Source organism: Hafnia sp. (assembly GCF_036648275.1).
Taxonomy (GTDB): Bacteria; Pseudomonadota; Gammaproteobacteria; order Enterobacterales; family Enterobacteriaceae; genus Hafnia; species Hafnia alvei.
This window is the reverse complement of record NZ_JAVXIQ010000005.1, coordinates 128,161-151,874: the sequence shown is the minus strand read 5'-3', so window position 1 is coordinate 151,874 and position 23,714 is coordinate 128,161. Positions and strand designations below refer to the sequence as shown.

The 23,714-nt window shown below is 49.1% G+C and carries 27 protein-coding genes; 12 read left to right on the top strand and 15 right to left on the bottom strand.

Annotated elements, in window-relative coordinates:
- Positions 1–208: 208 nt before the first annotated feature.
- Complete coding sequence (locus RSC70_RS07075; protein WP_025800933.1) at positions 209–1,228, top strand: NAD-dependent epimerase/dehydratase family protein; 1,020 nt, start codon at positions 209–211, stop codon at positions 1,226–1,228.
- On the opposite strand, the gene RSC70_RS07070 is transcribed toward RSC70_RS07075, so the two are convergent.
- Entirely contained in the window at positions 1,222–2,082 is an 861-nt protein-coding gene (locus RSC70_RS07070) for an N-acetylmuramoyl-L-alanine amidase (RefSeq protein ID WP_130997791.1), read from the bottom strand. The two genes, RSC70_RS07075 and RSC70_RS07070, sit on opposite strands and share 7 nt — an antisense overlap.
- Positions 2,083–2,256: 174 nt before the next feature.
- On the opposite strand from RSC70_RS07070, the gene RSC70_RS07065 reads away from it, so the two are divergent.
- On the top strand, positions 2,257–2,577 hold the full coding sequence (locus tag RSC70_RS07065; protein WP_025800931.1) for a heavy metal-binding domain-containing protein: 321 nt from the start codon (positions 2,257–2,259) through the stop codon (positions 2,575–2,577).
- A gap of 44 nt (positions 2,578–2,621) precedes the next feature.
- On the opposite strand, the gene RSC70_RS07060 is transcribed toward RSC70_RS07065, so the two are convergent.
- The 3 genes from RSC70_RS07060 to RSC70_RS07050 form a co-directional block, all read right to left on the bottom strand.
- Positions 2,622–4,022, bottom strand: coding sequence for a M24 family metallopeptidase (locus RSC70_RS07060; RefSeq protein ID WP_234618998.1), 1,401 nt, complete (start codon positions 4,020–4,022; stop codon positions 2,622–2,624).
- Positions 4,023–4,184: 162 nt separating this feature from the next.
- On the bottom strand, positions 4,185–4,553 hold the full coding sequence (locus RSC70_RS07055) for a helix-turn-helix domain-containing protein (RefSeq protein WP_040045877.1): 369 nt from the start codon (positions 4,551–4,553) through the stop codon (positions 4,185–4,187).
- Between the two features lie 25 nt (positions 4,554–4,578).
- The gene (locus tag RSC70_RS07050; protein WP_234618999.1) at positions 4,579–5,193 is read right to left on the bottom strand and encodes an FMN-dependent NADH-azoreductase; all 615 of its coding nucleotides are present in this window, start codon (positions 5,191–5,193) and stop codon (positions 4,579–4,581) included.
- 135 nt (positions 5,194–5,328) lie between these two features.
- On the opposite strand from RSC70_RS07050, the gene RSC70_RS07045 reads away from it, so the two are divergent.
- The 7 genes from RSC70_RS07045 (at position 5,329) to RSC70_RS07015 (ending at position 11,214) form a co-directional block, all read left to right on the top strand.
- The gene (locus RSC70_RS07045) at positions 5,329–6,246 is read left to right on the top strand and encodes a LysR substrate-binding domain-containing protein (RefSeq protein ID WP_234619000.1); all 918 of its coding nucleotides are present in this window, start codon (positions 5,329–5,331) and stop codon (positions 6,244–6,246) included.
- Positions 6,247–6,456: 210 nt separating this feature from the next.
- Complete coding sequence (gene artP, locus RSC70_RS07040; RefSeq protein WP_234619001.1) at positions 6,457–7,185, top strand: arginine ABC transporter ATP-binding protein ArtP; 729 nt, start codon at positions 6,457–6,459, stop codon at positions 7,183–7,185.
- Positions 7,186–7,255: 70 nt separating this feature from the next.
- Complete coding sequence (artJ, locus tag RSC70_RS07035) at positions 7,256–7,987, top strand: arginine ABC transporter substrate-binding protein (RefSeq protein ID WP_025800925.1); 732 nt, start codon at positions 7,256–7,258, stop codon at positions 7,985–7,987.
- A gap of 248 nt (positions 7,988–8,235) precedes the next feature.
- The gene (gene artQ, locus RSC70_RS07030; RefSeq protein WP_063587469.1) at positions 8,236–8,952 is read left to right on the top strand and encodes an arginine ABC transporter permease ArtQ; all 717 of its coding nucleotides are present in this window, start codon (positions 8,236–8,238) and stop codon (positions 8,950–8,952) included.
- Entirely contained in the window at positions 8,952–9,620 is a 669-nt protein-coding gene (gene artM, locus RSC70_RS07025; protein WP_040045874.1) for an arginine ABC transporter permease ArtM, read from the top strand. Before artQ ends, artM begins: the two co-directional genes overlap by 1 nt.
- A 230-nt stretch (positions 9,621–9,850) precedes the next feature.
- A complete protein-coding gene (gene artJ / locus RSC70_RS07020) occupies positions 9,851–10,582 on the top strand; it encodes an arginine ABC transporter substrate-binding protein (RefSeq protein WP_046358732.1) in 732 nt (243 codons plus the stop codon).
- Positions 10,583–10,725: 143 nt separating this feature from the next.
- Complete coding sequence (locus RSC70_RS07015; protein ID WP_234619002.1) at positions 10,726–11,214, top strand: methylated-DNA--[protein]-cysteine S-methyltransferase; 489 nt, start codon at positions 10,726–10,728, stop codon at positions 11,212–11,214.
- On the opposite strand, the gene rlmC is transcribed toward RSC70_RS07015, so the two are convergent.
- The 7 genes from rlmC to RSC70_RS06980 all read right to left on the bottom strand — a co-directional run bounded on the left by rlmC (position 11,202) and on the right by RSC70_RS06980 (position 18,149).
- Positions 11,202–12,335, bottom strand: a complete 1,134-nt coding sequence (gene rlmC, locus RSC70_RS07010) for a 23S rRNA (uracil(747)-C(5))-methyltransferase RlmC (RefSeq protein WP_332542103.1) — start codon at positions 12,333–12,335, stop codon at positions 11,202–11,204. The genes RSC70_RS07015 and rlmC overlap by 13 nt on opposite strands.
- Before the next feature lie 108 nt (positions 12,336–12,443).
- Positions 12,444–12,935, bottom strand: coding sequence for a YbjO family protein (locus tag RSC70_RS07005; protein ID WP_282814881.1), 492 nt, complete (start codon positions 12,933–12,935; stop codon positions 12,444–12,446).
- A 110-nt stretch (positions 12,936–13,045) separates the two neighbouring features.
- Positions 13,046–13,891, bottom strand: a complete 846-nt coding sequence (gene potI / locus RSC70_RS07000; protein ID WP_332542102.1) for a putrescine ABC transporter permease PotI — start codon at positions 13,889–13,891, stop codon at positions 13,046–13,048.
- The gene (gene potH, locus RSC70_RS06995) at positions 13,891–14,853 is read right to left on the bottom strand and encodes a putrescine ABC transporter permease PotH (protein WP_130997798.1); all 963 of its coding nucleotides are present in this window, start codon (positions 14,851–14,853) and stop codon (positions 13,891–13,893) included. The genes potI and potH overlap by 1 nt, the downstream gene beginning before the upstream one ends.
- 10 nt (positions 14,854–14,863) lie before the next feature.
- Positions 14,864–15,997 carry a putrescine ABC transporter ATP-binding subunit PotG gene (gene potG / locus RSC70_RS06990; RefSeq protein WP_130997799.1) on the bottom strand — a complete coding sequence of 378 codons (1,134 nt, stop codon included), beginning with the start codon at positions 15,995–15,997 and terminating at the stop codon, positions 14,864–14,866.
- 153 nt (positions 15,998–16,150) lie between these two features.
- Positions 16,151–17,257: a spermidine/putrescine ABC transporter substrate-binding protein PotF gene (gene potF, locus RSC70_RS06985; protein WP_442904258.1), complete on the bottom strand. Its 1,107-nt coding sequence runs from the start codon at positions 17,255–17,257 to the stop codon at positions 16,151–16,153.
- Positions 17,258–17,657: 400 nt separating this feature from the next.
- Positions 17,658–18,149, bottom strand: a complete 492-nt coding sequence (locus RSC70_RS06980) for a YbjN domain-containing protein (protein ID WP_025800914.1) — start codon at positions 18,147–18,149, stop codon at positions 17,658–17,660.
- Between the two features lie 142 nt (positions 18,150–18,291).
- Here RSC70_RS06980 and RSC70_RS06975 point away from each other — a divergent pair, with 142 nt between their 5' ends.
- Positions 18,292–18,486, top strand: coding sequence for a DUF4250 domain-containing protein (locus tag RSC70_RS06975; RefSeq protein WP_234619005.1), 195 nt, complete (start codon positions 18,292–18,294; stop codon positions 18,484–18,486).
- On the opposite strand, the gene rimK is transcribed toward RSC70_RS06975, so the two are convergent.
- The 3 genes from rimK to RSC70_RS06960 are packed head-to-tail and all read right to left on the bottom strand — an operon-like array spanning position 18,483 to position 20,410.
- A complete protein-coding gene (gene rimK, locus RSC70_RS06970) occupies positions 18,483–19,370 on the bottom strand; it encodes a 30S ribosomal protein S6--L-glutamate ligase (protein WP_115103120.1) in 888 nt (295 codons plus the stop codon). The genes RSC70_RS06975 and rimK overlap by 4 nt on opposite strands.
- A 27-nt stretch (positions 19,371–19,397) precedes the next feature.
- Entirely contained in the window at positions 19,398–20,120 is a 723-nt protein-coding gene (gene nfsA, locus RSC70_RS06965) for an oxygen-insensitive NADPH nitroreductase (RefSeq protein WP_040045863.1), read from the bottom strand.
- Positions 20,117–20,410: a DUF1418 family protein gene (locus RSC70_RS06960; RefSeq protein ID WP_130971517.1), complete on the bottom strand. Its 294-nt coding sequence runs from the start codon at positions 20,408–20,410 to the stop codon at positions 20,117–20,119. The genes nfsA and RSC70_RS06960 overlap by 4 nt, the downstream gene beginning before the upstream one ends.
- Before the next feature lie 155 nt (positions 20,411–20,565).
- On the opposite strand from RSC70_RS06960, the gene RSC70_RS06955 reads away from it, so the two are divergent.
- The gene (locus RSC70_RS06955) at positions 20,566–20,829 is read left to right on the top strand and encodes a GrxA family glutaredoxin (protein WP_004095905.1); all 264 of its coding nucleotides are present in this window, start codon (positions 20,566–20,568) and stop codon (positions 20,827–20,829) included.
- Between the two features lie 71 nt (positions 20,830–20,900).
- On the opposite strand, the gene ybjM is transcribed toward RSC70_RS06955, so the two are convergent.
- Positions 20,901–21,293 carry an inner membrane protein YbjM gene (ybjM, locus tag RSC70_RS06950; protein WP_040045861.1) on the bottom strand — a complete coding sequence of 131 codons (393 nt, stop codon included), beginning with the start codon at positions 21,291–21,293 and terminating at the stop codon, positions 20,901–20,903.
- A gap of 331 nt (positions 21,294–21,624) precedes the next feature.
- Between ybjM and RSC70_RS06945 the strand changes: the two genes are divergently transcribed.
- Entirely contained in the window at positions 21,625–23,313 is a 1,689-nt protein-coding gene (locus RSC70_RS06945) for an aspartate:alanine antiporter (RefSeq protein ID WP_025800908.1), read from the top strand.
- Positions 23,314–23,714 lie beyond the last annotated feature (401 nt).

Here is a 23,714-nt window from a genome sequence, read left to right as displayed (position 1 = left end):
GTGAGCAACTAAACAATTGTTACGCTCTCTCTCCGTAATCTGATTGCATGTAGAGTAAATTCACGGAAGAATGGCACCCTTGTTGCTAGTCGCGGTCAAATTAGCGATGAGAGCGCCCTTTCCATTTGAGTCAGGGCAATGAACTAGCTGGCTGAAATCAGCCATAAAACGCCTATTAACCTAGGCACACTGCGGATTCGGATAAGTTATGAAAGTATTGGTGACCGGTGCAACCAGCGGTCTCGGACGTAATGCGGTTGAGTTTTTACGTCAAAAAGGGATTAGCGTTCGCGCTACTGGACAAAATCAGGCCATGGGCGACCTATTGAAAAAAATGGGCGCGGAATTTATTCATGCCGATCTCACCAACCTCGTATCATCACAGGCCAAGGCCATGTTGAATGATGTGGATACGCTGTGGCATTGCGATGGTTTTACCTCCCCGTGGGGCTCAGAAGAACTCTTTGAAAAGGCCAACGTACGCTCAACCCGCCGCCTCGGCGAATGGGCTGCCGCCTACGGCGTTCGCAACTTTATTCATATTTCCTCGCCCGCCGTCTATTTTGATTATCGCCATCACCGCGATATCAAAGAAGATTTTGTGCCAAACCGCTACGCCAACTACTACGCACGCAGCAAAGCAGCCGGTGAAGACGTTATTCAGAATCTGGCGTTATCTAATCCACAAACACATTTCACCATTCTGCGTCCACAAGGGCTGTTTGGCCCACACGACAAAGTATTACTACCGCGTTTACTTAACGCAATGCGTAAGCACGGCACCTTGCTGCTACCGCGCGGCGGTGATGCATTAGTTGATATGACCTATGAAGAAAATGCGGTGCATGCCATGTGGTTGGCAACGCAGATCGAAAGTACGCCATCGGGCAGAACGTTTAATATTTCAAACCATCAGCCACGTCATCTGCACACTTTGTTGCAGCATTTAATTGACGAGCTAGGTGTGAAATGCAAAATCCGCTCAATTCCTTATCCAATGCTGGATATGATGGCTCGCGGAATGGAGAAAATTGGTGCCAACAGCCCCAAAGAGCCTGCGCTAACGCACTATGGCGTAGCAAAACTCAACTTCGATATGACCCTCGACACCACGCGTGCGCAGCTTGAATTAGGCTATCATCCGATTGTTTCCATTGATGAAGGCATTATTCGCACTGCGCATTGGCTCAAAGATCATGGACGCCTGCAAAACCGCGATCGTCATTGATCCACGCTGCCATATTTTTCAATTAGCGCATCGACAATCGCCTCTGTTTCAGCATCCGGTTCGCCCTGATAGTTTGCGGGTCTGAAGTGCATTTGAAACGCGGCGATCGCGTTGCGCGAGACTGAATCATTATTGCCGCTGAGCGCGATATCGTAGCCATAAGCGGCCAGCTTCTTCTGTAGCGTTAATACATCGACCGGTGTCGTTTTCGCTCTGCCCGCCAAATAATAATCTACCCTGTTTTGATCCGGCCATGCGCCAATACCCTGTTCAGCCAGCTGTTGCCACGGAAATAACGGCCCCGGATCAAGCTTGCGCTGTGGAGCGATATCCATATGCCCCACCACATTTTGTGGCGCAATTGAGTAACGTTGCACAATGTCTTTACTAAGCGCAGCCACCAGCTCAATTTGCTGCGGCGTATAGGGTGCCCAAATCTTGCCTAACATGCCTTGCTGGTAGCCTTTGTTCACGATTTCGATACCAATCGATGTGTCATTCAGGCTCGTTCGTCCGCGCCAAAAACTGGCTCCCGCATGCCATGCCCGTTGCGATTCCGGTACTAACTGCCACACCACGTATTTACCGTTCTCCGCAGGCGGATGCGCGGGTACCAAATAATGCGCACTCACGTGTTCATCGGTTAGGGTTTTTAGCGATGAGTGAAAATCTTCTGCCGTGTAGTGCAGCACTAAAAACCGGATGCGCTGATCGACGCCCTGAGCCTGATGACGATCTTCAACCAGATAGGTGCCTCGATTGACCAGTTGATGCTGTGACGGCGCGCTTTGGCACCCAGCTAAGCCGATTGCCAACAATATTGCCATCGCTGCGAACCCAATCCGTTTTGGCATGTCTTAAACTCCAGTATGCAATTTCATTTAATTTTAAAGGGACTATACCCAAAATAATTGGAGTTGCATCAAGGCGGCAAGCGAATGAATCCCAATGAGCTTACTCAAGTAAGTGATTTGGGTGAAAGAGCGCAGCCAACGCAGCGGCAACTTCAAGTATGAAGGGTATATTTCATGCGTAATAGCACAACTCCATCCCTAGAAGGCCTTACTATCGTTGACTACTGCGGCGTTGTCACCGGAGAGGCTATCCTCGGCGCCAATATTTTCAAAGATTTCTTCGCGGGTATTCGCGATATTGTCGGTGGTCGTTCTGGCGCTTATGAAAAAGAGCTGCGCAAAGCACGAGAAATAGCTTTTGCTGAAATGAACGATCAAGCCAAATCGCTTGGCGCCAATGCGGTCGTCGGCATTGATATTGATTACGAAACCGTAGGAAAAGACGGCAGCATGTTAATGGTTAGCGTGAGTGGTACCGCGGTGAAAGTGAAATAAATGAATGCGTGAGGACTGAAATATTCCGTCCTCACGCGTTCTCATCACTCGCAGCAAAGGCTCATGTCTTTATTCAGCAAATAAGGCCGTAAATAACCCACCAAATTAGACAACGGTAGAATATCCTCGCCTAATGCAATGTTGAGATGCTCAATAATATAGGCTCTGCGCTGTTGAATACGCTCCCAGACCAGAGGATATTTACATGCAATCTGCTCGCGCAGTTCGGCATTCGCGATAGCCACACACTCCTCGGCGCTGGCACCGGCATAGCCCGCAACCGAGGGAATAATATCGATTTGCAGCAACATACCGCTGTGTATTTTAGCCTGTGAACCCGAATAGATTGGCGAACTCATCCACTCTTCATCAGCAACCAGATGGCCTGGATTAAGGTGCCAGCCGTATTGCGCTTTAGGTAGCACAGTCTCAATGCGCTGATAAATATCATCCCCTGTTACGCCAATCGCGATATATTCAAGCCATGCAACAACGGCGCGATAATAAGGTTTTGCCACGGCACTGAGGTAATCCTGTTGGCCATGTGGCAAATCATGTTGATCATGTGCAACGTAGCCGCCACGGCTGGATAAACCGCCTTTGTAGCTGGTCGTCAACGAGGCACGATCTGACAGCGTAATACGATTCTCACCTGGATATAAGCGCGCATTTTTAAACCGCTGACCGAACGCGGCAATCGTTACTACGTTATTTGGCTGTCCGTCCGCCGTGAGATAATGCCCAATCTCTTTTTCTGTTTTATTCAGTTCTATCGCATTCATCGCCTGCAACATGCAGGTTGAGGCTAAATTTGCGCCGTATTCGTAATGGGCAATTTCGTTGGCCGAATTGATGACTCGCGCCCCGCTGTCTCCGCCAATAAATAAATGCGTCGCGTTGCAAATCTTAGCTTGAGGAGAAACGACGCGCTGAATGGCGTTCATCATGAAATAAGGCAGATCAAAAATCTGCTCGTTATTTTCCGTTGGGCTGGTGAACATTTTCCAACCCACAATGCCCACTGAAGACGCGTGATGAATTCCGGTATCTTTCAGCGCCTGAGCCAACGTCATCGGGTTATCCATCGGCTGATTAGGCAGTGAGAAATGAGGTACACAGATGGCCTTATTGGCAATTCGCGCATGCTGGGACATTTTCATGTTTTCATTGCCCAACAATAAAAAAGCCTTCCCTGACGCAGCAAGCACTAATAACGCTTCTTCAAATCGAGGGATAAACCCCGTCAGATATTCAAAATTAGCCCCGTGCTCTTTGTCGGCATAAATCACCAGATAGTCATGTCCAGATGCTTTCATGCGCGCCAACACACGATCTAAGCGAAGCTGGAGGGTTTCATCCAGAAGCTCTACCTGCTGAGCATCTGGAAATACCTGTGGCTGAGGTACAGATTTTAAAACGATACTCTTCTCTTTTAGTGGTTCCATGCCGACTCTCCCTTTAGCTTGCGCAGTCATCATCTAAGTCACAACAATAACCGAGATAATAACGGAATTAAGTCAGGGAGAGAGAACGCTGTTCTGAATAGCTGAGCTCGCCTGCAAAAATCATCGTAGTTCGAATAATGGTTTTCTTTGCGTTTAACTTATTTAGATTGGATAGATGAAATTCTGAGCAGAGGCATCAGCGCTTGCGCGATATGACCCTGGCGCAATACCAAATCGTTTGCGGAACATCCGGGTAAATGTCTGCTGATTATCAAACCCACAGGACAACGCAATATCCAATACGCGACGATCGGTTTTACGCAGCGCCAGCGCCGCGCGTGTTAGTTTGCGGTTGCGAATATAGCTGGCAATGGTTTTGCCGGTGACGGCTTTAAATTTACGCTGAATATGCCATTTGGAATAACCCGACTGGCGTGAAACATCATCAATTAACAATTTGTCGTCGATATGGCTTTCAATCCAATTTACCAGATCGGTTACGATGAGATGGTCGTATTGTTGTGTTGTCATTATTCTCTCCCTTTCGAATGCGGTATTAATCGATAAAAACGGTGTTTTTTATCTCTTCCAACGCCATACGCTGAGCTTCCGAGCGACCCGGATACGTTTTATCGACGCCCTCGGCGCGAATAATTTTGACGTTTTTTAACCCCATCAAAGACAGCGCCGACACTAAATAAGGCTCCTGAAAATCCATCGCTCGGTGTACATCGTCGGCGTAGATGCCGCCTCGTGTTGAAGCAATAAATACCGGCTTATCAGCAATCAGCCCTTGCGCACCTTGTGAGGTAAAAGCAAAGGTTTTCCCCGCCTGACAGACCTGATCGATCCAAGATTTGAGATTAGTCACGATGGAGTGATTAAACATCGGTGCGCCAATCACCAACGCATCGCACATTTTGAGCTCTTCAATCGCCTGATTAGCGGCATCAACCGCGTAAATAACTTCGTCGCTGCATCCAGCAACCCCCGTTCGCATCGCGTTGAATACGGCTTCGGTTAAATGTGGCGGCGGTGTGAGCCCGACATCACGGTAGATGACGGATTGAATGCGGTGGTTTTCCTGCAATTGGGTCACGATAGCGGCGCTCAGCACGCGCGAAGTCGATTGGGTAGTAAATGGACTTGAATCGATATGCAGCAGTTTCATTCTGATTCCTAAAGATATTCTGTTTTTAAAAAATACATTTTTTAAAAAAAATTAACTGCTGCTAGATTAATGGTTGCAATTACAGAGCGAAATATCTAATTTTCGGAAACATTGTTGCAAAAACGAGACAATAAAATGAAATGCGATCTCAACGATATGCTCTACTTCGTTCATGCCGTCGATCATCAGGGCTATACCGCCGCAGCTAAAGCGCTCGGGGTTTCAAAATCGCTGCTCAGTCGTCGCATCGCGTCGCTGGAGGACAGCCTTGGCGTTCGCCTGCTGCAACGTTCAACCCGTAGCTTTAACGTCACGGATTTAGGGCTTAAGTTTGCCGAGCAGTGCCGTCTGGCTGTGCAGCAGGCTCAACTGGCCGAAGATTTGGTGAGCAACGCGCTAGCCTACCCAAGTGGTAAACTGAAAATTGCCGCGCCGGTGATGATGACGGAAGAGTTTATGGCGCCGGTGGTGTGCCGCTTCATTCAAAAATATCCCGATGTGGAAATTGAGCTGTTAGCGATGAACCGAGACGTTGATTTAACGACGGAAGGTATTGATATTGCGATTCGCCCAGAGCCACTCCCGCTGCGCGATTCTAGCCTGCACGTCAAACCCCTGTGCATTGAGCATCAAATATTAGTGTGTAGCCCAGATTATATCGCGCGTTTTGGCATGCCGAGCGATGTTTCAGAGCTCGCACAGCATGCAACAATAATCAAAAAAAGCGATGACAATAACCGCCAATGGCGTCTCATCAATCTGCATAAAGAAAAGGTGACCCTCAACGTCATCCCACGCCTGATTACCAATAACATGCGCGCAGTAGTTTATGCGGCGATTAACGGTGTAGGCATAACCTGCCTGCCGCGGTTTATCTGCTTAGATCATATTGATTCCGGTGAACTGGTGCATATTTTGCCCGAGTGGACTAACGAGCCTCACTCAATTCACGCCTTATATGAGTCTAAACGTGGGCAGACGCTGCTGTTCAAGACCTTTTTGGACTATCTCAGCCAGTCACTGAATGAAGTGCGCCGCATCAATAAAACCTAATGCCGTCTCTTATTCATTCACTTTGTATGCATTCAGCCAAGAGGATTTAGTCGAGGCTGGGCGAATGTGCCAGTTTTCCGGTAAAAAGGTGATATTGTGCTAATCTTAAGCGATTAAGGGGTGCGGTAATAAATTTTAACGCACAAAGATTGCATAAGTATTCTGTGGAAGTTAACATTTGCCCTATCAATGGCTATTCAGTAAACGCGCATGAGTATTCAAATAAACGGCATTAATTGCTTTTACGGCGCACATCAAGCGCTGTTCGACATCACACTGGAATGTCCTGCGGGCGAAACCTTGGTATTACTGGGGCCGAGCGGTGCAGGTAAAAGCTCTCTGTTGCGGGTATTAAACCTGCTGGAGATGCCTCGTTCTGGACAACTTTCTATTGCGGGTAATCAATTCGATTTCAGCCAAACACCGGGTGAAAAAGAGATCCGCGAACTGCGTCGTAACGTCGGAATGGTGTTCCAACAGTACAATCTGTGGCCACATCTGACCGTGATGCAAAACCTGATTGAAGCACCGTGCAAAGTCTTGGGGCTGAGCAAAGCTCAGGCCGTAGAACGCGCGCAAAAATTGCTGCAACGCCTGCGTCTAACAGACTATGTGGATCGTTTCCCGCTGCATCTTTCTGGCGGTCAACAGCAGCGAGTGGCCATCGCTCGTGCTCTGATGATGGAACCTCAGGTTTTACTGTTCGACGAACCGACTGCGGCACTTGACCCAGAAATTACCGCTCAGATCGTTAGCATTATTCGCGAGCTGTCTGAAACCGGCATCACACAGGTTATCGTGACTCACGAAGTGGAAGTGGCACGTAAAACCGCCAGCCGCGTGGTGTATATGGAACAAGGCAGAGTGATTGAGCACGGCGGCGCCAGCCATTTTGCTCACCCGCAAACCGAAGCGTTTGCCGGTTACCTGTCTCACTAATGGGCTAGATTGACACGTTAACAGGGTCGTTTTTGACCAAACTATTAGCTAACAGAAGTTGGAGTCTGCGATGAAAAAAATCATAATTGCCACAGTATTAGCCGGTATCAGCGTCTCTGCATCAGCGGCGGAAACCATTCGTTTTGCTGCCGAAGCTTCTTATCCTCCATTTGAATTCATGGACGCCAACAACCAGATGCAGGGTTTTGATATCGATCTGGCCAATGCCATCTGTAAACAGATGAAAGCGACCTGTACATTCACCAATCAGTCTTTCGATAGCCTGATCCCAAGCCTGAAATTCAAACGTATCGATGCGGTGATTTCCGGTATGGATATCACCCCAGAGCGTCAGAAACAGGTTGCTTTCACCGCGCCATACTATGACAACTCTGCGCTGTTCATCGCTGAGAAAGGCAAAGTTGCCGACATCGCTGCGCTGAAAGGTAAACGCGTTGGGATGCAAAACGGTTCAACTCACCAAAAATACCTGCAGGAAAAACATCCTGAAATTACGCCAGTTCCGTATGACAGCTACCAAAACGCCATTCTGGATCTGAAAAATGGCCGTCTGGATGCGGTATTCGGTGACACTGCGGTGGTGAACGAATGGCTGAAGCAGAATGCGACCTTGTCCGCCGTGGGCGACAAAGTGACCGATCCGAACTACTTCGGCACCGGTCTGGGCATTGCCGTGCGCCAGAACAACGCGGAACTGTTGAACCAATTTAACACCGCGCTGAACCAGTTGAAGCAAGATGGCACCTATAAAACCATCTATAGCAAATGGTTCCAGCAGTAATATCGCTTAGGTTTTTAGTGGTGCAGGCAATCCACGGGTTCAGAGAATATACCCGATAGATTTCAAGATGCAGGAAGGCGGCAAACGAGAGAATCCCGATGAGCTTACATAAGTAAGTGATTCGGGTGAACGAGAGCAGCCAACGCACCTGCAGTTTGAAAGATGACGGGTATAGTGCCTATCTTTGTAGGCGTAATAAAAAGTATCATTAAGGCGTGTATAGCGCCTGATGGGATAGGCTCCAAGCAATGATTGAATTTCAACCTTTATTAAGCGCAGCGGGTATGACCGTTGGCCTCGCGCTTTGTGCATTAGTTCTTGGGCTGATATTAGCCATGATTTTCGCCGTATGGGAATCGTCACACGTTAAACCGGTAGCTTGGCTGGGCACTGCATGGGTAACGCTGGTGCGTGGGCTACCTGAAATTCTCGTCGTGCTGTTTATCTATTTCGGTTCAGCGCAGCTTTTGATGGTGCTTTCAGACGGTTTTAATCTGAATCTGGGCTTTATCCAGATCCCTATCCAGTTGAATATCGAAAACTTTGAGGTGAGCCCCTTCATTTGCGGCGTTATTGCGCTGGCGATGTTGTATGCGGCCTACGCCTCTCAAACCCTGCGTGGCGCACTGAAAGCCGTTCCTGAAGGCCAGCGCGAAGCCGGTCAGGCATTAGGATTAAGCCAAAGCGCCATTTTCTTCCGTTTGGTCATGCCGCAGATGTGGCGTCATGCGCTGCCGGGACTGGGTAACCAATGGCTGGTACTGCTGAAAGATACCGCTCTGGTTTCATTGATCAGTGTGAATGACTTAATGTTGCAAACCAAAAGCATTGCCACCCGAACTCAAGAGCCGTTTACGTGGTATATGGTTGCCGCGGCGATTTATTTGATTATTACCCTTTTCAGCCAATATATTCTGAAGCGAATCGAACTGCGTACCACGCGCTTTGAGCGGGGGAATGCCTAATGTTTGAGTACATTCCCGATATCATTCAAGGGTTGCCGACCAGCCTGACGTTAACCGTGGTTTCCTTGTTGGTGGCTTTGGTGTTGGCTTTGCTGTTCACCATTGTATTGACCTTGCGCCCAGTCGTACTGACTCAGTTGGTTCAGGGCTATATCACGCTGTTTACCGGCACTCCGCTGCTGGTGCAAATCTTCCTGATCTACTATGGCCCTGGCCAGTTTGACTGGATAAAGCAGACGCCGTGGTTGTGGAGTATGCTATCGCAGCCTTGGCTGTGCGCCATGGTTGCCTTGGCGTTGAACAGCGCGGCGTATACGACTCAGCTGTTCTACGGCGCGGTGAGGGCGATTCCATCCGGTCAGTGGCAATCCTGCGAAGCCTTAGGCATGTCACGCAGCCAGACACTACGTATTTTGCTGCCGTTCGCGTTTAAACGCGCACTGTCGTCCTATTCCAACGAAGTGGTGTTAATTTTTAAAAGCACCTCTTTGGCATACACCATCACGTTGATGGAAGTCATGGGCTACAGCCAGCAGATGTATGGCCGTACTTACGACGTTATGGTGTTCGGCGCAGCGGGCGTAATTTATCTGTGCGTAAATGGTTTACTCACGTTAATTATGCGTATGGTTGAACGCCGTGCACTGGCCTTCGAACGCAGAAACTAACCTAATCATTTAGAATACTTACTAAAAGCCAGCCATCGCGCTGGCTTTTTTGTGTCTATAAAAAACACAAAATAAATATTTAACCAAATATATTGCATATAAATTCACTTAGTGGCAAAGTCAATTCTGTTCACTTAGCCGTCATTGCGCATGAACGTCGTTCCGTTCGCGCGAGTACCTCAAAATAAAGACGGTCGCCTAAAGATACTACTTCAGACAGGAGTTTTACGATGAAAAAGCTGATGGTTTGTGCATTACTGGCAGGAATGAGTTTTACCGCAACCGCAGCGGAAACGATCCGCTTTGCCTCTTCTGCCACCTATCCACCGTTTGAATCGATGGATTCAAACAACCAGATCGTTGGCTTTGACATGGATTTGGCCAAGGCACTGTGCAAACAGATGCAGGCAACCTGCACATTCACCAATCAGGCCTTTGACAGCCTGATCCCTGCGCTGAAATTCAAACGTTATGACGCCGTTATTTCTGGCATGGATATCACGCCGGAGCGCCAAAAGCAGGTCACCTTTACCCAGCCCTATTACGCTAACTCCGCCATTATCATTGCGGACAAAGGCAAATATAAAACCTTCGCCGATATGAAAGGCCTGCGCGTAGGAATGGAAAACGGCACCACCCATCAGAAATATTTACAGGATAAGCATCCTGAAATTAAAACCGTGGCCTACGACAGCTATCAGAACGCGATTTTGGATCTGAAAAGTGGTCGTTTAGACGGTGTATTTGGCGATACCGCGGTCGTCAATGAATGGCTGAAAAGCAATCCTAATCTCGCCGCCGTGGGCGATCACGTGACCGATGCACAATATTTCGGTACCGGCTTAGGGATTGCCGTTCGTCCTGAAAATACCGCTCTGCTGGCACAGCTCAATAAAGCGCTGGACGACATCAAAGCCAATGGCACATACAAAAAAATCAACGACCAGTGGTTCCCGCAATAAATAAAATCCCCTCTCCCACATCGGGAGAGGGTTCGCTGAAATTCTGAATTTTATCCCTTATCCTTCATGGTAATACCCTCCCTCGCCGCGTTTTGCTACCTTAGCCCAATTAACGTGGACTAAACCAAACTCAGGGAGACTTCATGTACCACGCACTTTATTCCTCGCCCGTTGGCATGCTCAGATTAGTTTCGGATGAACAAGGGTTGCGCCAGCTGTGGCTACCCAATGAGATAGAAGAAAAGGTCTGCCCTTCCGAATGGATTGAAGATGAGGATTTCAGCATCAACCGCCAGATCCGCGACTGTTTAGATGCCTATTTTGCGGGGGAAAAACGACGTTTTGATAACCTGCCGCTTGCGCCCGTTGGTACAGCGTTTCAGCAGTCGGTATGGCAGGAATTACTTACTATCCCATACGGCACCATCAGCCACTACTCGGTCATTGCCAATGCGTTAAACAATCCGAAAGCCGTGCGTGCCGTGGGCGGCGCAGTGGGAAGAAACCCCATTTCGATTCTCATTCCCTGCCATCGCGTGCTCGGCAAAGATCTCTCTTTGACCGGTTATTCAGGCGGATTACCGATCAAAAAAGCCTTGCTCGATCTCGAGAAAATCAGCTACCGATCCTGACGAACCAGCAGGGTTAACACTTCGTAATGTGCCGTATGCGGGAACATATCGAAGAGCTGTACTTGTTCGATGCGGTAATTTTCCAAGCGCGCAATATCTACAGCCATAGTCTGCGCATTGCAGCTTGAGTAGAGAATGTATTGCGGAGCCATGGTGCTGAGATAAACGCAAAGCTCAGCACCGATTCCCCGACGCGGCGGATTGACTAATACCAGTTCAGGCACTTCGCCTTCGGCGGTGGCAAAGCGCGTTGAATCCAGTGCGGCGAATTGGACGTTATGCAGGCCAATTTGCTGTGCAGAACGCGTCGCGCAGGCGATGGCTTCGGCACTAATCTCAATGCCGGTAAGTTTCATCTCAGGCGTTGCGCAGTGCAATCCAAAGCCCCCCACGCCACAGAACAGATCCCACATGCTGCTGACATTCAGCTCACGCACCCAGTCACGCGCGGTGGCATACAGCGCCGCGGCAACCTGAGGATTGGTTTGGAAAAAACTCTGCGGGCGAATATACAGCGGGATTTGGTTAAACGACTCTTCAAGTGCCTGCTGTTCGGTGAGAAAGATTTCCGTCTCCCCTTCCAAAATAGCCATATGCACCGGTTGAATATTGGCCGTGATCACTGCGAGCTGAGGCAGCTGCTGCTGTAACCAAGGCAATGCCTGACGCAGCTGCACCAACTTAGTTTCCGAGCGCAATACAAAGCGCAGCATAAGTTGGCCATTTTTCTGACTTTCGGTTAACAGTAAATATTTTAGCTCACCGCGTTTACGTTCTACGTTGTAAGGCGTTAATCCGGCCCGAGCGATAAATACTTTGAGCGTATCGAACACCGCGGCAAAAGCGTCGGGATAGAGTGGGCATTCGCATAAATCAACCGCCGTTCCATCACGATGCAGCATGCCTAACAGCGGGCGCTCTACGCTGCCGCTAACAACCATCTTAGCTTTATTACGAAATGCCTGTTCTGCACTGCTGACAACGGATAGCCAACGCCCGACCGGCAAGGCAGACATCAGCGCTTCTAGTTGCTGCTGTTTTTGGGTAATTTGTTGGGCATATGGCGTTTCAAGCCACTGACAAGAGCGACAGGTTCCCGACTGATACAGGGCACAGTGCATATCACAAAGACTCTATTGAATAAGAAAAGATGGGGTTACGGCGGCGCGGATTGTAGCATAAAGGCCTAGGTTCTGGCGAAACACCGACGGTAAATAACGCCGGTGAGTTTACCTGCGGCGATTCTGCAACCCAAAGTAACGGCGGCTAGCGAGGGGAATAAATAGCAGGGCTAAGATCATGATTTCAGGAATTTTTAAACGCAGCAGCTCAGCGAAAATTTCGCTGCCGGTTTCTCCGTTTACGCTGAACATTTCAGGATGGAACCAGCCAAGGGAGGCCAGCAACATATAGCCAATCACCGTAATCTGACAGCTCAAATATCCCCAGCGTCCCCAGTTTTTTCCCTGAATGACGGCAAGCCCACAGGCAATCTCAATACTCAGTAACGCAACGCTTGCGATACAAAGCAGCATGGAATCCCAATTTTGTACGCTATCTGAAATAAACGCGCTTAAACCGTCAAAGCCCAACTCATGGAGTAACAGCAAAAATCCAAGCGTATGAATACCGATCATTGCCGTGCCGGCAATTAATACAGGTACCGGGGCCAAAGCCCATTTTCTCAGCATTTCATGCCGGTTACGCAGTATTTCTGACATCTTATTCCATAAGCTAGCCTGAAAAACTCATGATAGGACAAATTATGTTGTTCAGGCTAGCGGTTTATGATCTTTATGTTTCAAATGAACGCGTTACACGCTCTATTTAGTTAACCACCTGCGGCTTTTCTGATCTCTTTCAACCGCTGTTTTTCCGTTCTCGCCATAAACCACCAGGCAATCAGGCCAATCACCCCCACCACCAGCAGAATAATACTGGCCAGCGCGTTAATTTCTGGGTTAACGCCCATGCGCACGCTGGCAAACACCAGCATCGGCAACGTCGTTGATCCCGGTCCCGCCACGAAACTGGCGATAACCAGATCGTCTAACGATAGCGTAAATGCCAAAAGCCAGCCGGAAACCAGCGCGGGGGCAATCATAGGAATGGTGATCACAAAGAACACTTTCAGCGGTGTAGCGCCCAGATCCATTGCCGCCTCTTCCAACGATTTATCCAGCTCACGCAAGCGGGAACTGACCACCACGGTGACATAGGCCGTACAAAAGGTCACATGCGCCATCCAAATCGTCAGCATGCCGCGCTCTGCGGGCCAGCCGATCACGTGTCCCATCGCCACAAACAGCAGCAGCAGTGAGAGTCCGGTAATGACATCAGGCATAACCAGCGGAGCGGTCAGCATGAATGCAAAGCCGTTAGAGCCACGAAAGCGGCCAAAACGCACCATCACTACCGCCGCCATGGTGCCCAGAATGGTCGCCATCGTAGCCGCCGCAGCGGCAATAGTTAGGCTTAATCCCACTGCGCTAATCATTACTGAATCATGGAATAACACGCTATACCAGCGCGTTGACCACCCTGCCCACACGGTAACTAGCTTGGAACTGTTGAAGGAGTAGATAACCAACAGTAGCATCGGCGCGTACAGGAAGAAAAAACACACCGCTAAAATCACAATACGCCAGGGCGAGCGCACAACCGGTAAAGTATTCATCAGTGTGCCCCCAGTTCTTTATTCTGATATTTATGGAACAACATGATCGGCACGATCAACAGTAACAACATCAAGATCGCCACTGCCGAAGCAACGGGCCAATCGCGATTGTTAAAGAACTCCTGCCATAGCACGCGCCCAATCATGATGCTGTCCGGCCCACCCAACAGCTCAGGGATCACAAACTCACCCACGGCAGGAATAAACACCAGCATAGAGCCCGCGATAATTCCGCCTTTGGTTAAAGGGACGATGATTCTAAAGAAGGTTTTCATTGGCCTCGCGCCGAGATCCAGCGCCGCTTCCACCAGCGAGTAATCAATACGCGTTAGCGCAGTGTAAATAGGCAGAACCATAAAAGGCAGATAGGAGTACACCACGCCGATATACACCGCCGTGTTGGTGTGCAGAATAATCAACGGATGATCGATAACGCCGAGCCATAGCAGCACGTTATTCAGCACGCCGTTCTCTTTGAGTATTCCCATCCATGCATACACGCGGATTAGAAACGACGTCCAAGACGGTAAGATCACCAGCAGCAGCAAAATATTGCGCGTCGATGAACTGCTGTGCGCCACCGCCCACGCCAGCGGATAGCCAATCACTAAACAGCATATCGTTGAGACAGCGGCGATTTGCAGCGATTGAAGGTAAGCATCTATATAAAGCGGATCGTCAAAGAGCTGAAAATAGTTGGCAAAGTTCAGCGCAATATCCAGCTTGTCGTCCGCCCAAGTCATTAAATCGGTGAACGGCGGGATGGCTCGTGCCATTTCGGCCAGACTGATTTTAAACACCGTCAGGAACGGCAGTAAAAATAGGCAGATCAGCCATAGATAGGGCAAGGCAATAACCAGTTTACGGCCATGCACCCCACGTAAACGGTAGAGCCACGCAGTGAATTTTCCCACCCGCTGAACCGGAGGGCGATCGCTGCGACTTGTAAACAATGTAGACATCGCTATCTCCTCAGACGGTGAGAACCACGCAGCTATCGGCATCCCAACACAGCTTGATTTGGTCGCCCCAGGTTGGCATGCCTTTACGGAAACGGTGACCGTTCTGTAACTGGGCGCTTATCATTTGCCCGCTGAGCAGCTTGACGTGATAAATAGACAAATCACCGAGATAGGCAATGTGCACCACTTCTCCCGTTGCATAATTGCAGCCGTCTTCCGGCGGCTCTTCACACAGCAGAATTTTCTCTGGGCGCAAAGCAATTTGCACCGGAACGCCCTCAACCACGGCGGCATCGAGATCCACTTTGAGTGGATTCAACAAGCCGGGGCTTTGGATCAACAACGCATCGTCTAACTGTTCTTTTAAGATGCCGTCAAAGACGTTGACCGAACCGATAAACTCCGCGCTGTAGCGGCTGTTTGGGTGCTCATAAATCTCTTCAGGCTCACCGATTTGCACGAATTTACCGCGATTCATAATGGCAATGCGCCCCGCCATCGTCATCGCCTCTTCCTGATCGTGCGTCACCATTACGCAGGTCACGCCCACGCGCTCTAAGATATCAGCCACTTCCAACTGCATGCGCTCACGCAGTTTTTTATCTAATGCTCCCATAGGCTCATCCAACAGCAGCAATTTTGGCCGTTTAGCCAAACTGCGCGCCAACGCAACACGCTGACGCTGCCCGCCTGAAAGCTGATGCGGCTTACGTTTCGCATATTCTTGCATATGCACCAGCGACAACATTTCTTCCACGCGCTGGCCGATTTCGCCGCGGCTCAAGCGATCTTGCTTCAAACCGAAGGCGATATTTTGCTCCACGCTCATATGGGGGAAAAGCGCATAGGATTGGAACATCATATTGATTGGGCGCTGATAGGGAGGCACATGGGCTAAATCCTGCCCATCGAGGACAATTTGCCCGCTGGTGGGCATTTCGAAACCGGCCAACATGCGTAGCAACGTGGACTTTCCACAGCCGGATGCGCCGAGCAGCGCAAAAATTTCGCCTTTATAAATTGTGAGATTGACGTCATCGACGGCGAGCTGCCCGTCAAAGGTTTTACTGAGATTGCGAATTTCCAACAGCGGCGTAAACGCTTTATGCACCTTAGGTGCCTGACGGGGGATAATATCATTCATTCGGGACGTCCTCGCTCTCGTACCTGATACAGACCCGGCTGCATCGACACATACCGCTCAACGAGCAGTGTAAAAGCACACAGGCAAAGAGGTTTTCTCTGCCTGTGTATTCAGCGTAGCCACATTATTTATCTACGTAACTGTTTCGCTGATTTATTTTCCGGTTTTCACTTTGGTCCAAGCTCGGGTGATCACGCGGTCAATTTTTGGCGATTGCACTTTAAGCGTGAACATTTTTGCTCTCACGTCCGGCGGAGGATAAATTCCCGGATTATCCCGCACCTCTGGATTCACCAGCGGTGTCGCCGCTTTGTTGGCGTTAGCGTAATAAACGTGGTTGCTGATGTTCGCGATCACTTCAGGGCGCAATAAGTAGTTGAGGAACTGATACGCCTCAGGAGTGTTTTTCGCGTCAGCGGGCATCGCAAACACATCGAAGAAGATCAGTGCACCTTCTTTCGGAATGCTGTAGGCAATATCCACGCCGTTTTTAGCTTCTTTGGCACGATTAGCGGCCTGCATCACGTCGCCGGACCAACCGACCGCGACGCAAATGTCACCGTTGGCTAAGTCGTTGATGTACTGAGAGGAGTGGAAATAACGAATATTTGGACGAAGTTTTAACAGCAAGTCGTTCGCCGCACCGTTGTAGTCGTTGGCGTCTGAACTGTTAGGATCTTTGCCAATGTAGTTCAGTACGGTGGCATAAATTTCAGCGGGTGCATCAAGGAAAGAAACGCCGCAGCTTTTTAGTTTTTCCAGATTCTCAGGCTTCAACACCAGATCCCAGCTATTCACCGGCGCATCTTTGCCTAACGCAGCTTTCACTTTTTCGACGTTATAGCCAATGCCGGTGGTCGCGAAAGTGTACGGAATCGCATATTTATTATCTGGGTCGTGCTTAGCCACCAGCTTTAATAGCTCAGGATCGAGGTTTTTGTAATTACTCAGTTGGCTTTTGTCTAAGGGTTTAAATACGCCCGCACCGACCTGACGTTCGAGGAAACTGGCGGAAGGAACAACCAAATCAAAACCGGTGCTACCGGCCATCAGTTTACCTTCCAGCACTTCGTTGGAATCGAACACGTCGTAAACCACCTTGATGCCGGTTTCTTTAGTGAAATTCGCCAAGGTGTCTGGTGCAATATAGTCAGACCAGTTATAAATATGCAGCGTTTTCTGATCGGCGGCCGTTGCCGCTGTAGCCATTAAAGCCCCAGCGATAGCGCCTACCAGCCATTTTTTATGCCCGTTGATCATCGTCAATCCCTCCAAATAATGTAGAAACGGCGCGCACTAGCCCGTTTACCAGCAGTGATGGCATGCGACAGCAGATCGTTATGCATATAAAATCAGAAAAAGTGGTTATTTCTTCATTTAAATGTTGAGTAATAATATGAGGAAAATCTGGGCTGTACGCTGCAAATCAAGCATAACTGCTGATAGCCTATCCAGCCACTGAGCGGTGGAAAAAACGTCAATTATCGATTTTCTATGCAATAGCATCTATGTCGTGCGCCATTCAAGCCTCTAATGGCGTCAGATATCGGGGAGATTGATTGGTTTGCAGAATATTTATGAGGTTTTTATACAAAAACTAACGGCACCATAAAGGTGCCGTTGAACCATGTCAGCGCAGTGACTGTCAGGCGCGTTATCACTAATGTAGCAGAGGCCCGCTCATGGCGTCGGGGTCGTAATCGGCGTCGCTTTCTTCGCCTTCGCCGAGAAACAACATGCCATTGGCACGCGTCTCCATCATGATCATCGAAAGCTGTTCTTCGCCCTGTTTCATGAACTCAGCAAACTGCTCAAGCGTCACACCGACGCTGCCGTTCAATGAAAGGCAGGCAATCAGCTTCGGTAAATTGTCATCCTGAATATCAACAAAGACTTTCACTGCTAACGTGCTGGCGTTCATTTGACTGAGATCGGCAACCAAGGGGATCAGCGAGGTCGGGCGTATTTCAGCCAGCGCGCTAAACAAAATCGTTTGATCGATCATGTCGACTTTGGCGTCAAATACACCGTCAAAATTCTGCATATGCGGCAGATGTAGCGCTTGGCAGGAGTCACACTCAAAAAAGGTGATGCCCAGTTGATCCAGCCAGCGTCGTAAAAGATCCAGATCCGGGACGATTAGCGAATCCATAGTGGCCTACCTTACAAAAATGATAAAACAGGAGATAATAAGCACAGACGTAGAAAAGGGGCATAGCTTACGGAAAATTGCCCGTTTTATCTATGCTCAAAGACAATTAATTCATCAATCTTGGCGGAAAGAGGAGTACACAATGTCGCTGACGCGCTATGCCACCATGGACCCATTGATGCTGATGAGCATCGTCAACATGAAACTCCGCGACGAGTGCCCATCCTTAGAGGATTTAGTCCGCCGTTTTGATATTTCGCAGAGTGGATTACAGGAACGATTGGCGCAGGCGGGATATCACTATCAGCCTGCAACCAACCAGTTTGTGCAAGTTTAGTGTTTTTTACGCGCAATCGTGCGTTCAATGTAGTCGATCATCATCCCTGCAATATCTTTGCCCGTGGTGGTTTCAATGCCTTCCAACCCCGGCGAGGCATTAACCTCCATCACCAACGGGCCGCGCTCAGAGCGTAGAATATCAACGCCTGCCACGCACAACCCAAGCGTGGCAACGGCTTTCAGCGCCACCTCGCGTTCTTGTTCGGTGATAACCACCCGTTTAGCGGTACCACCGCGATGCAAGTTAGAACGAAACTCACCCGGTTTAGCCTGTCGTTCGATGGCCGCCACTACCCGCTTACCGATCACCAAACAGCGAATGTCTGCGCCCTGAGCCTCTTTGATATATTCCTGCACCAAAATGTGCGCATTCAAACCACGAAAAGCATCGATTACGCTTTCCGCAGCCTGACGCGTTTCGGCAAGAACCACGCCGATCCCCTGCGTGCCTTCTACCAACTTAACCACCAATGGAGCACCGCCGACCATTTCAATCAAATCGCTGGTATCGTCAGGGCGGTGCGCGAATCCTGTGATGGGCAGATCGATGCCCTGCTGAGCCAATAGCTGTAATGAGTGCAGCTTATCGCGGGCTTTGGCAATCGAAGCGGCGTTGTTCAACGGAAAACTGCCTAGCATTTCAAACTGCCGTAAAACCGCCGTGCCGTAGAAGGTGATGGCCGATCCAATACGTGGGATCACGGCGTCATAGCGTTCTAACTGACGTCCTTTTTCATGCACGCTGGGTGCCGCGCAGTTGATGTTCATATAGCACGAAAGCGGATCAACAATGTCAATGTTGTGACCACGTCGCTGCGCCGCCTCTTTCAAGCGTTCACATGAATAAAGGGAACCATCGCGGGAAAGTATGACGATATTCACGGCCAACCTCTTAAGCCAGTAGGCAAACTATCTCAGGATCCAACCTTGCTTATGCAGATACTCCAGCATAAACGGACGGCTCTCTTTCGCCAGCGTGCGCTTAATCTGCTCGCTCCAAGTATCGCTGCGCGTGTTACTTCCGCGGCTTTGATAATAGGCGCAAATATGGGCGTCGTACTGCGCCAAAAGTTCACGATCGAGTGGCTGATAGTAATTTTCATGCACCACCATCGCCTCGGGTAAACGCGGCTTTTGCGCCGGGTTTGCGGCCGGATATCCAAGGCACAATCCCATCAGCGGCAATACATTTTGTGGCAGCTTTAATAACTGGGTGACTTCCTCAATATTGTTGCGCAGCCCACCAATATAAACCCCACCCAGCCCGAGCGATTCTGCCGCGGTAAAGGCGTTCTGTGCCATAAGCGACGTATCAACGGTGCCTAACAGCAGTTGCTCAGCCAGACCTAATTCCGCTTGAGGAAAAATTTCTTTATGGCGATTAAAGTCCGCGCAGAAAACCCAGAATTCGGCGGCATCGGCAACATGCTGTTGGCCTCCGGTTAGCTCTACCAGTTGCTCACGCAGTGAAGGATCGGTAATACGAATAATCGAGCTGCACTGTAAAAAGCTGGAGCTAGACGTTGCTCGTGCCGCAGCAAAAATTGCCTCCCGCTCTGCGTCACCGATAGGCTGTGGCGTAAACGCACGGACAGATCGATGTGAACACAGAAGATCAATGGTTGGCGTCATTTTTTATGCTCCTCAGATTTTGTTTCAGGTTTTGCCGCTGACGCATCTGGTTTTGGCGTTAAGTTAAACAGCGGTGTTTTACTGTGCGTCAAACTCCAAATCAGCGCCACGGCAGCCGGTATCATCAACGCAACACCGGCAAAAATCATTAAGACCGCTGCGAACGGTGTCGCGAGCAGATCGGGTAGATGAATATAATCGTGAATACTGAGATAGGCTACCACCAGCAGCACCATTCCCAGCGCCTCACAGATTAGAACAGGTTTAGGTAAATCACCTAAAGCCTTCATGCGCACTCCCTAAATAGGCAAAATTTATCAAAGTAACAGGCAAATCCTACTTTTTTTTAACTGCCGTAGCAGGCATAGTAAACGCAGTTAAAGTGAGTCGGCGCTAAACATTATCAAGATTTAGTGAATAAGCTCAAATCAATCAAGGAGTTCTTATGTTTGCAGTAATTTTTGGGCGTCCGGGCTGCCCGTATTGTGTCCGTGCTAAAGAGTTGGCTGAAAAACTGACCGAAGAACGCGATGATTTCAACTTCCGTTATATTGATATCCACGCAGAAGGTATCACTAAGGCCGATCTGGAAAAAACCGTCGGTAAACCTGTTGAAACCGTTCCACAGATCTTCATCGATCAGAAACACATTGGCGGCTGCACTGATTTTGAAGCCTACGCCAAAGAAAATCTGGCTCTGTTCCAGTAATCGTTTTTGCTTCGAAAAAAGGGCATCCAAATTGGATGCCCTTTTTTTATCTATCAGAATGTGATGTGTTTCTAGCGATAGCGCTCAACGCCAATCGAACGCTTCTTCTGCCAAGAGAGCGCGACAAACCAAAAAAGAAACGCGCCTGAAGTTGACCAGAAAAGCGCACTGGTTCCATACGCAAACATCTGTAATCCGTTACGTAGCTCTGTTCCATAAAACAAGTGAATCAATGTTGAAACCAGCACGGCACAAAAGGTGCCAAGAAATGGATAAAAAATGCGGCCGCTAACGGAAGCATAGCTCGCAATAAATCCTGGAATAACGAACCAAAGCAGGCTGATTTCACCTTTCATTACAATATTGGGGCCGTCTGCGTGAACCCACGGCTTTAATACCATGAAGAGCAAGCTGACCAAGACAAAAGCAACCATCGCGCCCAACCAACGCCGATACATTGTCATCAAAAATCCCTCTTTCCTTAGAAGCGATATTTAATACACCCGCAGAGACCTAACACTTTCACCGCCCTTGGCGAAACAGATAGTCCTGCGAGCCCACGCATTCCCTAGCGCGATAACGTGCAAAAGACGCATTCCCACGTGTTTCGGCTTTTTGTTGGCCGAACACACAAGTCGCGTCTAAAATAGCTGCCAATACATCGTTCGTATTGGGGTTTCATCTATTACTGGGGATAACCGAGTTAAAGATGAAATTTATTATTTTGTATGGTTGAATGTATCTCCAATAGTCAATCATATCAAGCGCAAGCTAGTTAACGATAAGTTATTCGCCGTGAACATTGATGTCGCAAGTTTGTTAACAGGAAATTACATCCTGCTGTTGTTCGTTGTCTTGGCGCTGGGGCTATGCCTCGGTAAATTACGCTTGGGTTCCGTTCAGCTCGGTAACTCCATTGGCGTTTTAGTTGTCTCTCTTCTTCTCGGACAACAACATTTTGCCATCAACACGGAAGCACTGAATCTCGGCTTTATGCTGTTTATATTCTGTGTGGGCGTGGAAGCCGGCCCCAATTTCTTCTCTATTTTTTTCCGCGATGGAAAAAACTATCTCATGCTAGCCCTCGTGATGGTTGGCAGTGCGTTAGTGATGGCGCTGGGCTTTGGCAAACTTTTCCACTGGGATATCGGTTTAACCGCCGGGATGTTGGCAGGTTCAATGACCTCTACGCCAGTGCTGGTCGGTGCGGGGGATACGCTGCGCCAAACTTTGGCTAACAACCCTAACCTTCCCCATCTGCAAGACAACCTAAGCCTCGGCTATGCCCTGACTTATCTCATCGGTTTAGTCAGCCTGATTTTTGGCGCACGCTATTTGCCGAAGCTCCAGCATCAAGATCTGCCGACATCGGCGCAGCAGATTGCGCGTGAACGCGGTTTAGATAATGAAGTGCAGCGCAAAGTTTTCCTGCCAGTGATTCGCGCTTACCGCGTTGGCCCTGAGTTAGTATCTTGGGCTGACGGCAAAAACCTGCGCGAACTGGGCATCTATCGCCAAACCGGCTGTTACATTGAGCGTATCCGCCGTAACGGCATTTTGGCCACACCAGACGGCGATGCGGTTTTACAGGTCGGTGATGAGATTTCACTGGTTGGCTACCCAGATGCTCATGCCCGTTTAGATCCAAGTTTCCGAAATGGGAAAGAAGTTTTCGACCGCGATTTGCTGGACATGCGTATCGTGACCGAAGAAATTGTGGTCAAAAACAACAATGCAGTAGGTAAACGCCTCAGCCAAATCAAACTGACTGACCACGGTTGCTTCCTTAACCGCGTGATACGCAGCCAAATTGAAATGCCTATTGATGACAACATCGTGCTCAACAAAGGCGATGTACTGCAGGTCAGCGGCGATGCGCGTCGCGTCAAAAGCGTGGCAGAACGCATCGGGTTTATTTCCATCCATAGTCAGGTCACCGATCTTTTGGCTTTCTGCGCCTTCTTTATCATTGGCTTGATGATTGGTTTGATTACCTTCAAGTTCAGCAATTTCTCCTTTGGCATCGGTAACGCCGCTGGATTGCTGTTCGCCGGCATCATGCTGGGTTTCCTGCGTGCCAACCACCCTACTTTCGGCTATATCCCGCAAGGGGCGCTGAACATGGTGAAAGAGTTTGGCTTGATGGTATTTATGGCCGGTGTTGGCCTGAGTGCAGGCGCAGGCATGAACCACGGTTTGGGACAAATCGGTGGGCAAATGCTGCTCTCCGGCCTAGTGGTCAGCTTGTTACCCGTTGTCATCTGTTTCCTGTTTGGTGCCTACGTGCTCCGCATGAACCGCGCCCTGCTGTTTGGTGCCATTATGGGCGCCAGAACCTGTGCTCCCGCCATGGAAATCATCAGCGATGCCTCACGCAGCAACATCCCAGCGCTCGGCTATGCTGGCACTTACGCGATAGCCAACGTACTGCTTACGCTTGCGGGGACGCTTATCGTCATCATATGGCCCGGCATCGGTGGATAATAAAGTCTTAGAATTCAGGCAAAAAGAAAAAAACTGTGATTTTTTTCACTTTGCCTGAAACTTTCTACCCGCGACAAAGTCTTAATTAGTGCCACTGCTTTTCTTTGATGTTCCCCATATTGAGGAGCCCGATAGTCCCGCCTTCTTAGGTTCAAGACTACCGGGTTTTTTATTGCCTGAAATAAATACAGCCCTAAAATCAAATAGTTAAATTATCTATGCTAATTATTCTTTATACATAATTTCATTCAATAACCCCCTCATCCTTAATGTTGGCTTAAGCAACTCCTTATACTCTAGCCATATCCTGTCTATCAGATCTCGTCGATGCTCTTTTTTGCACCGAAATAGATTTGAACCCACAGTGATTTAACGCCGTTCTCATGATGAGTCGGGTTGAG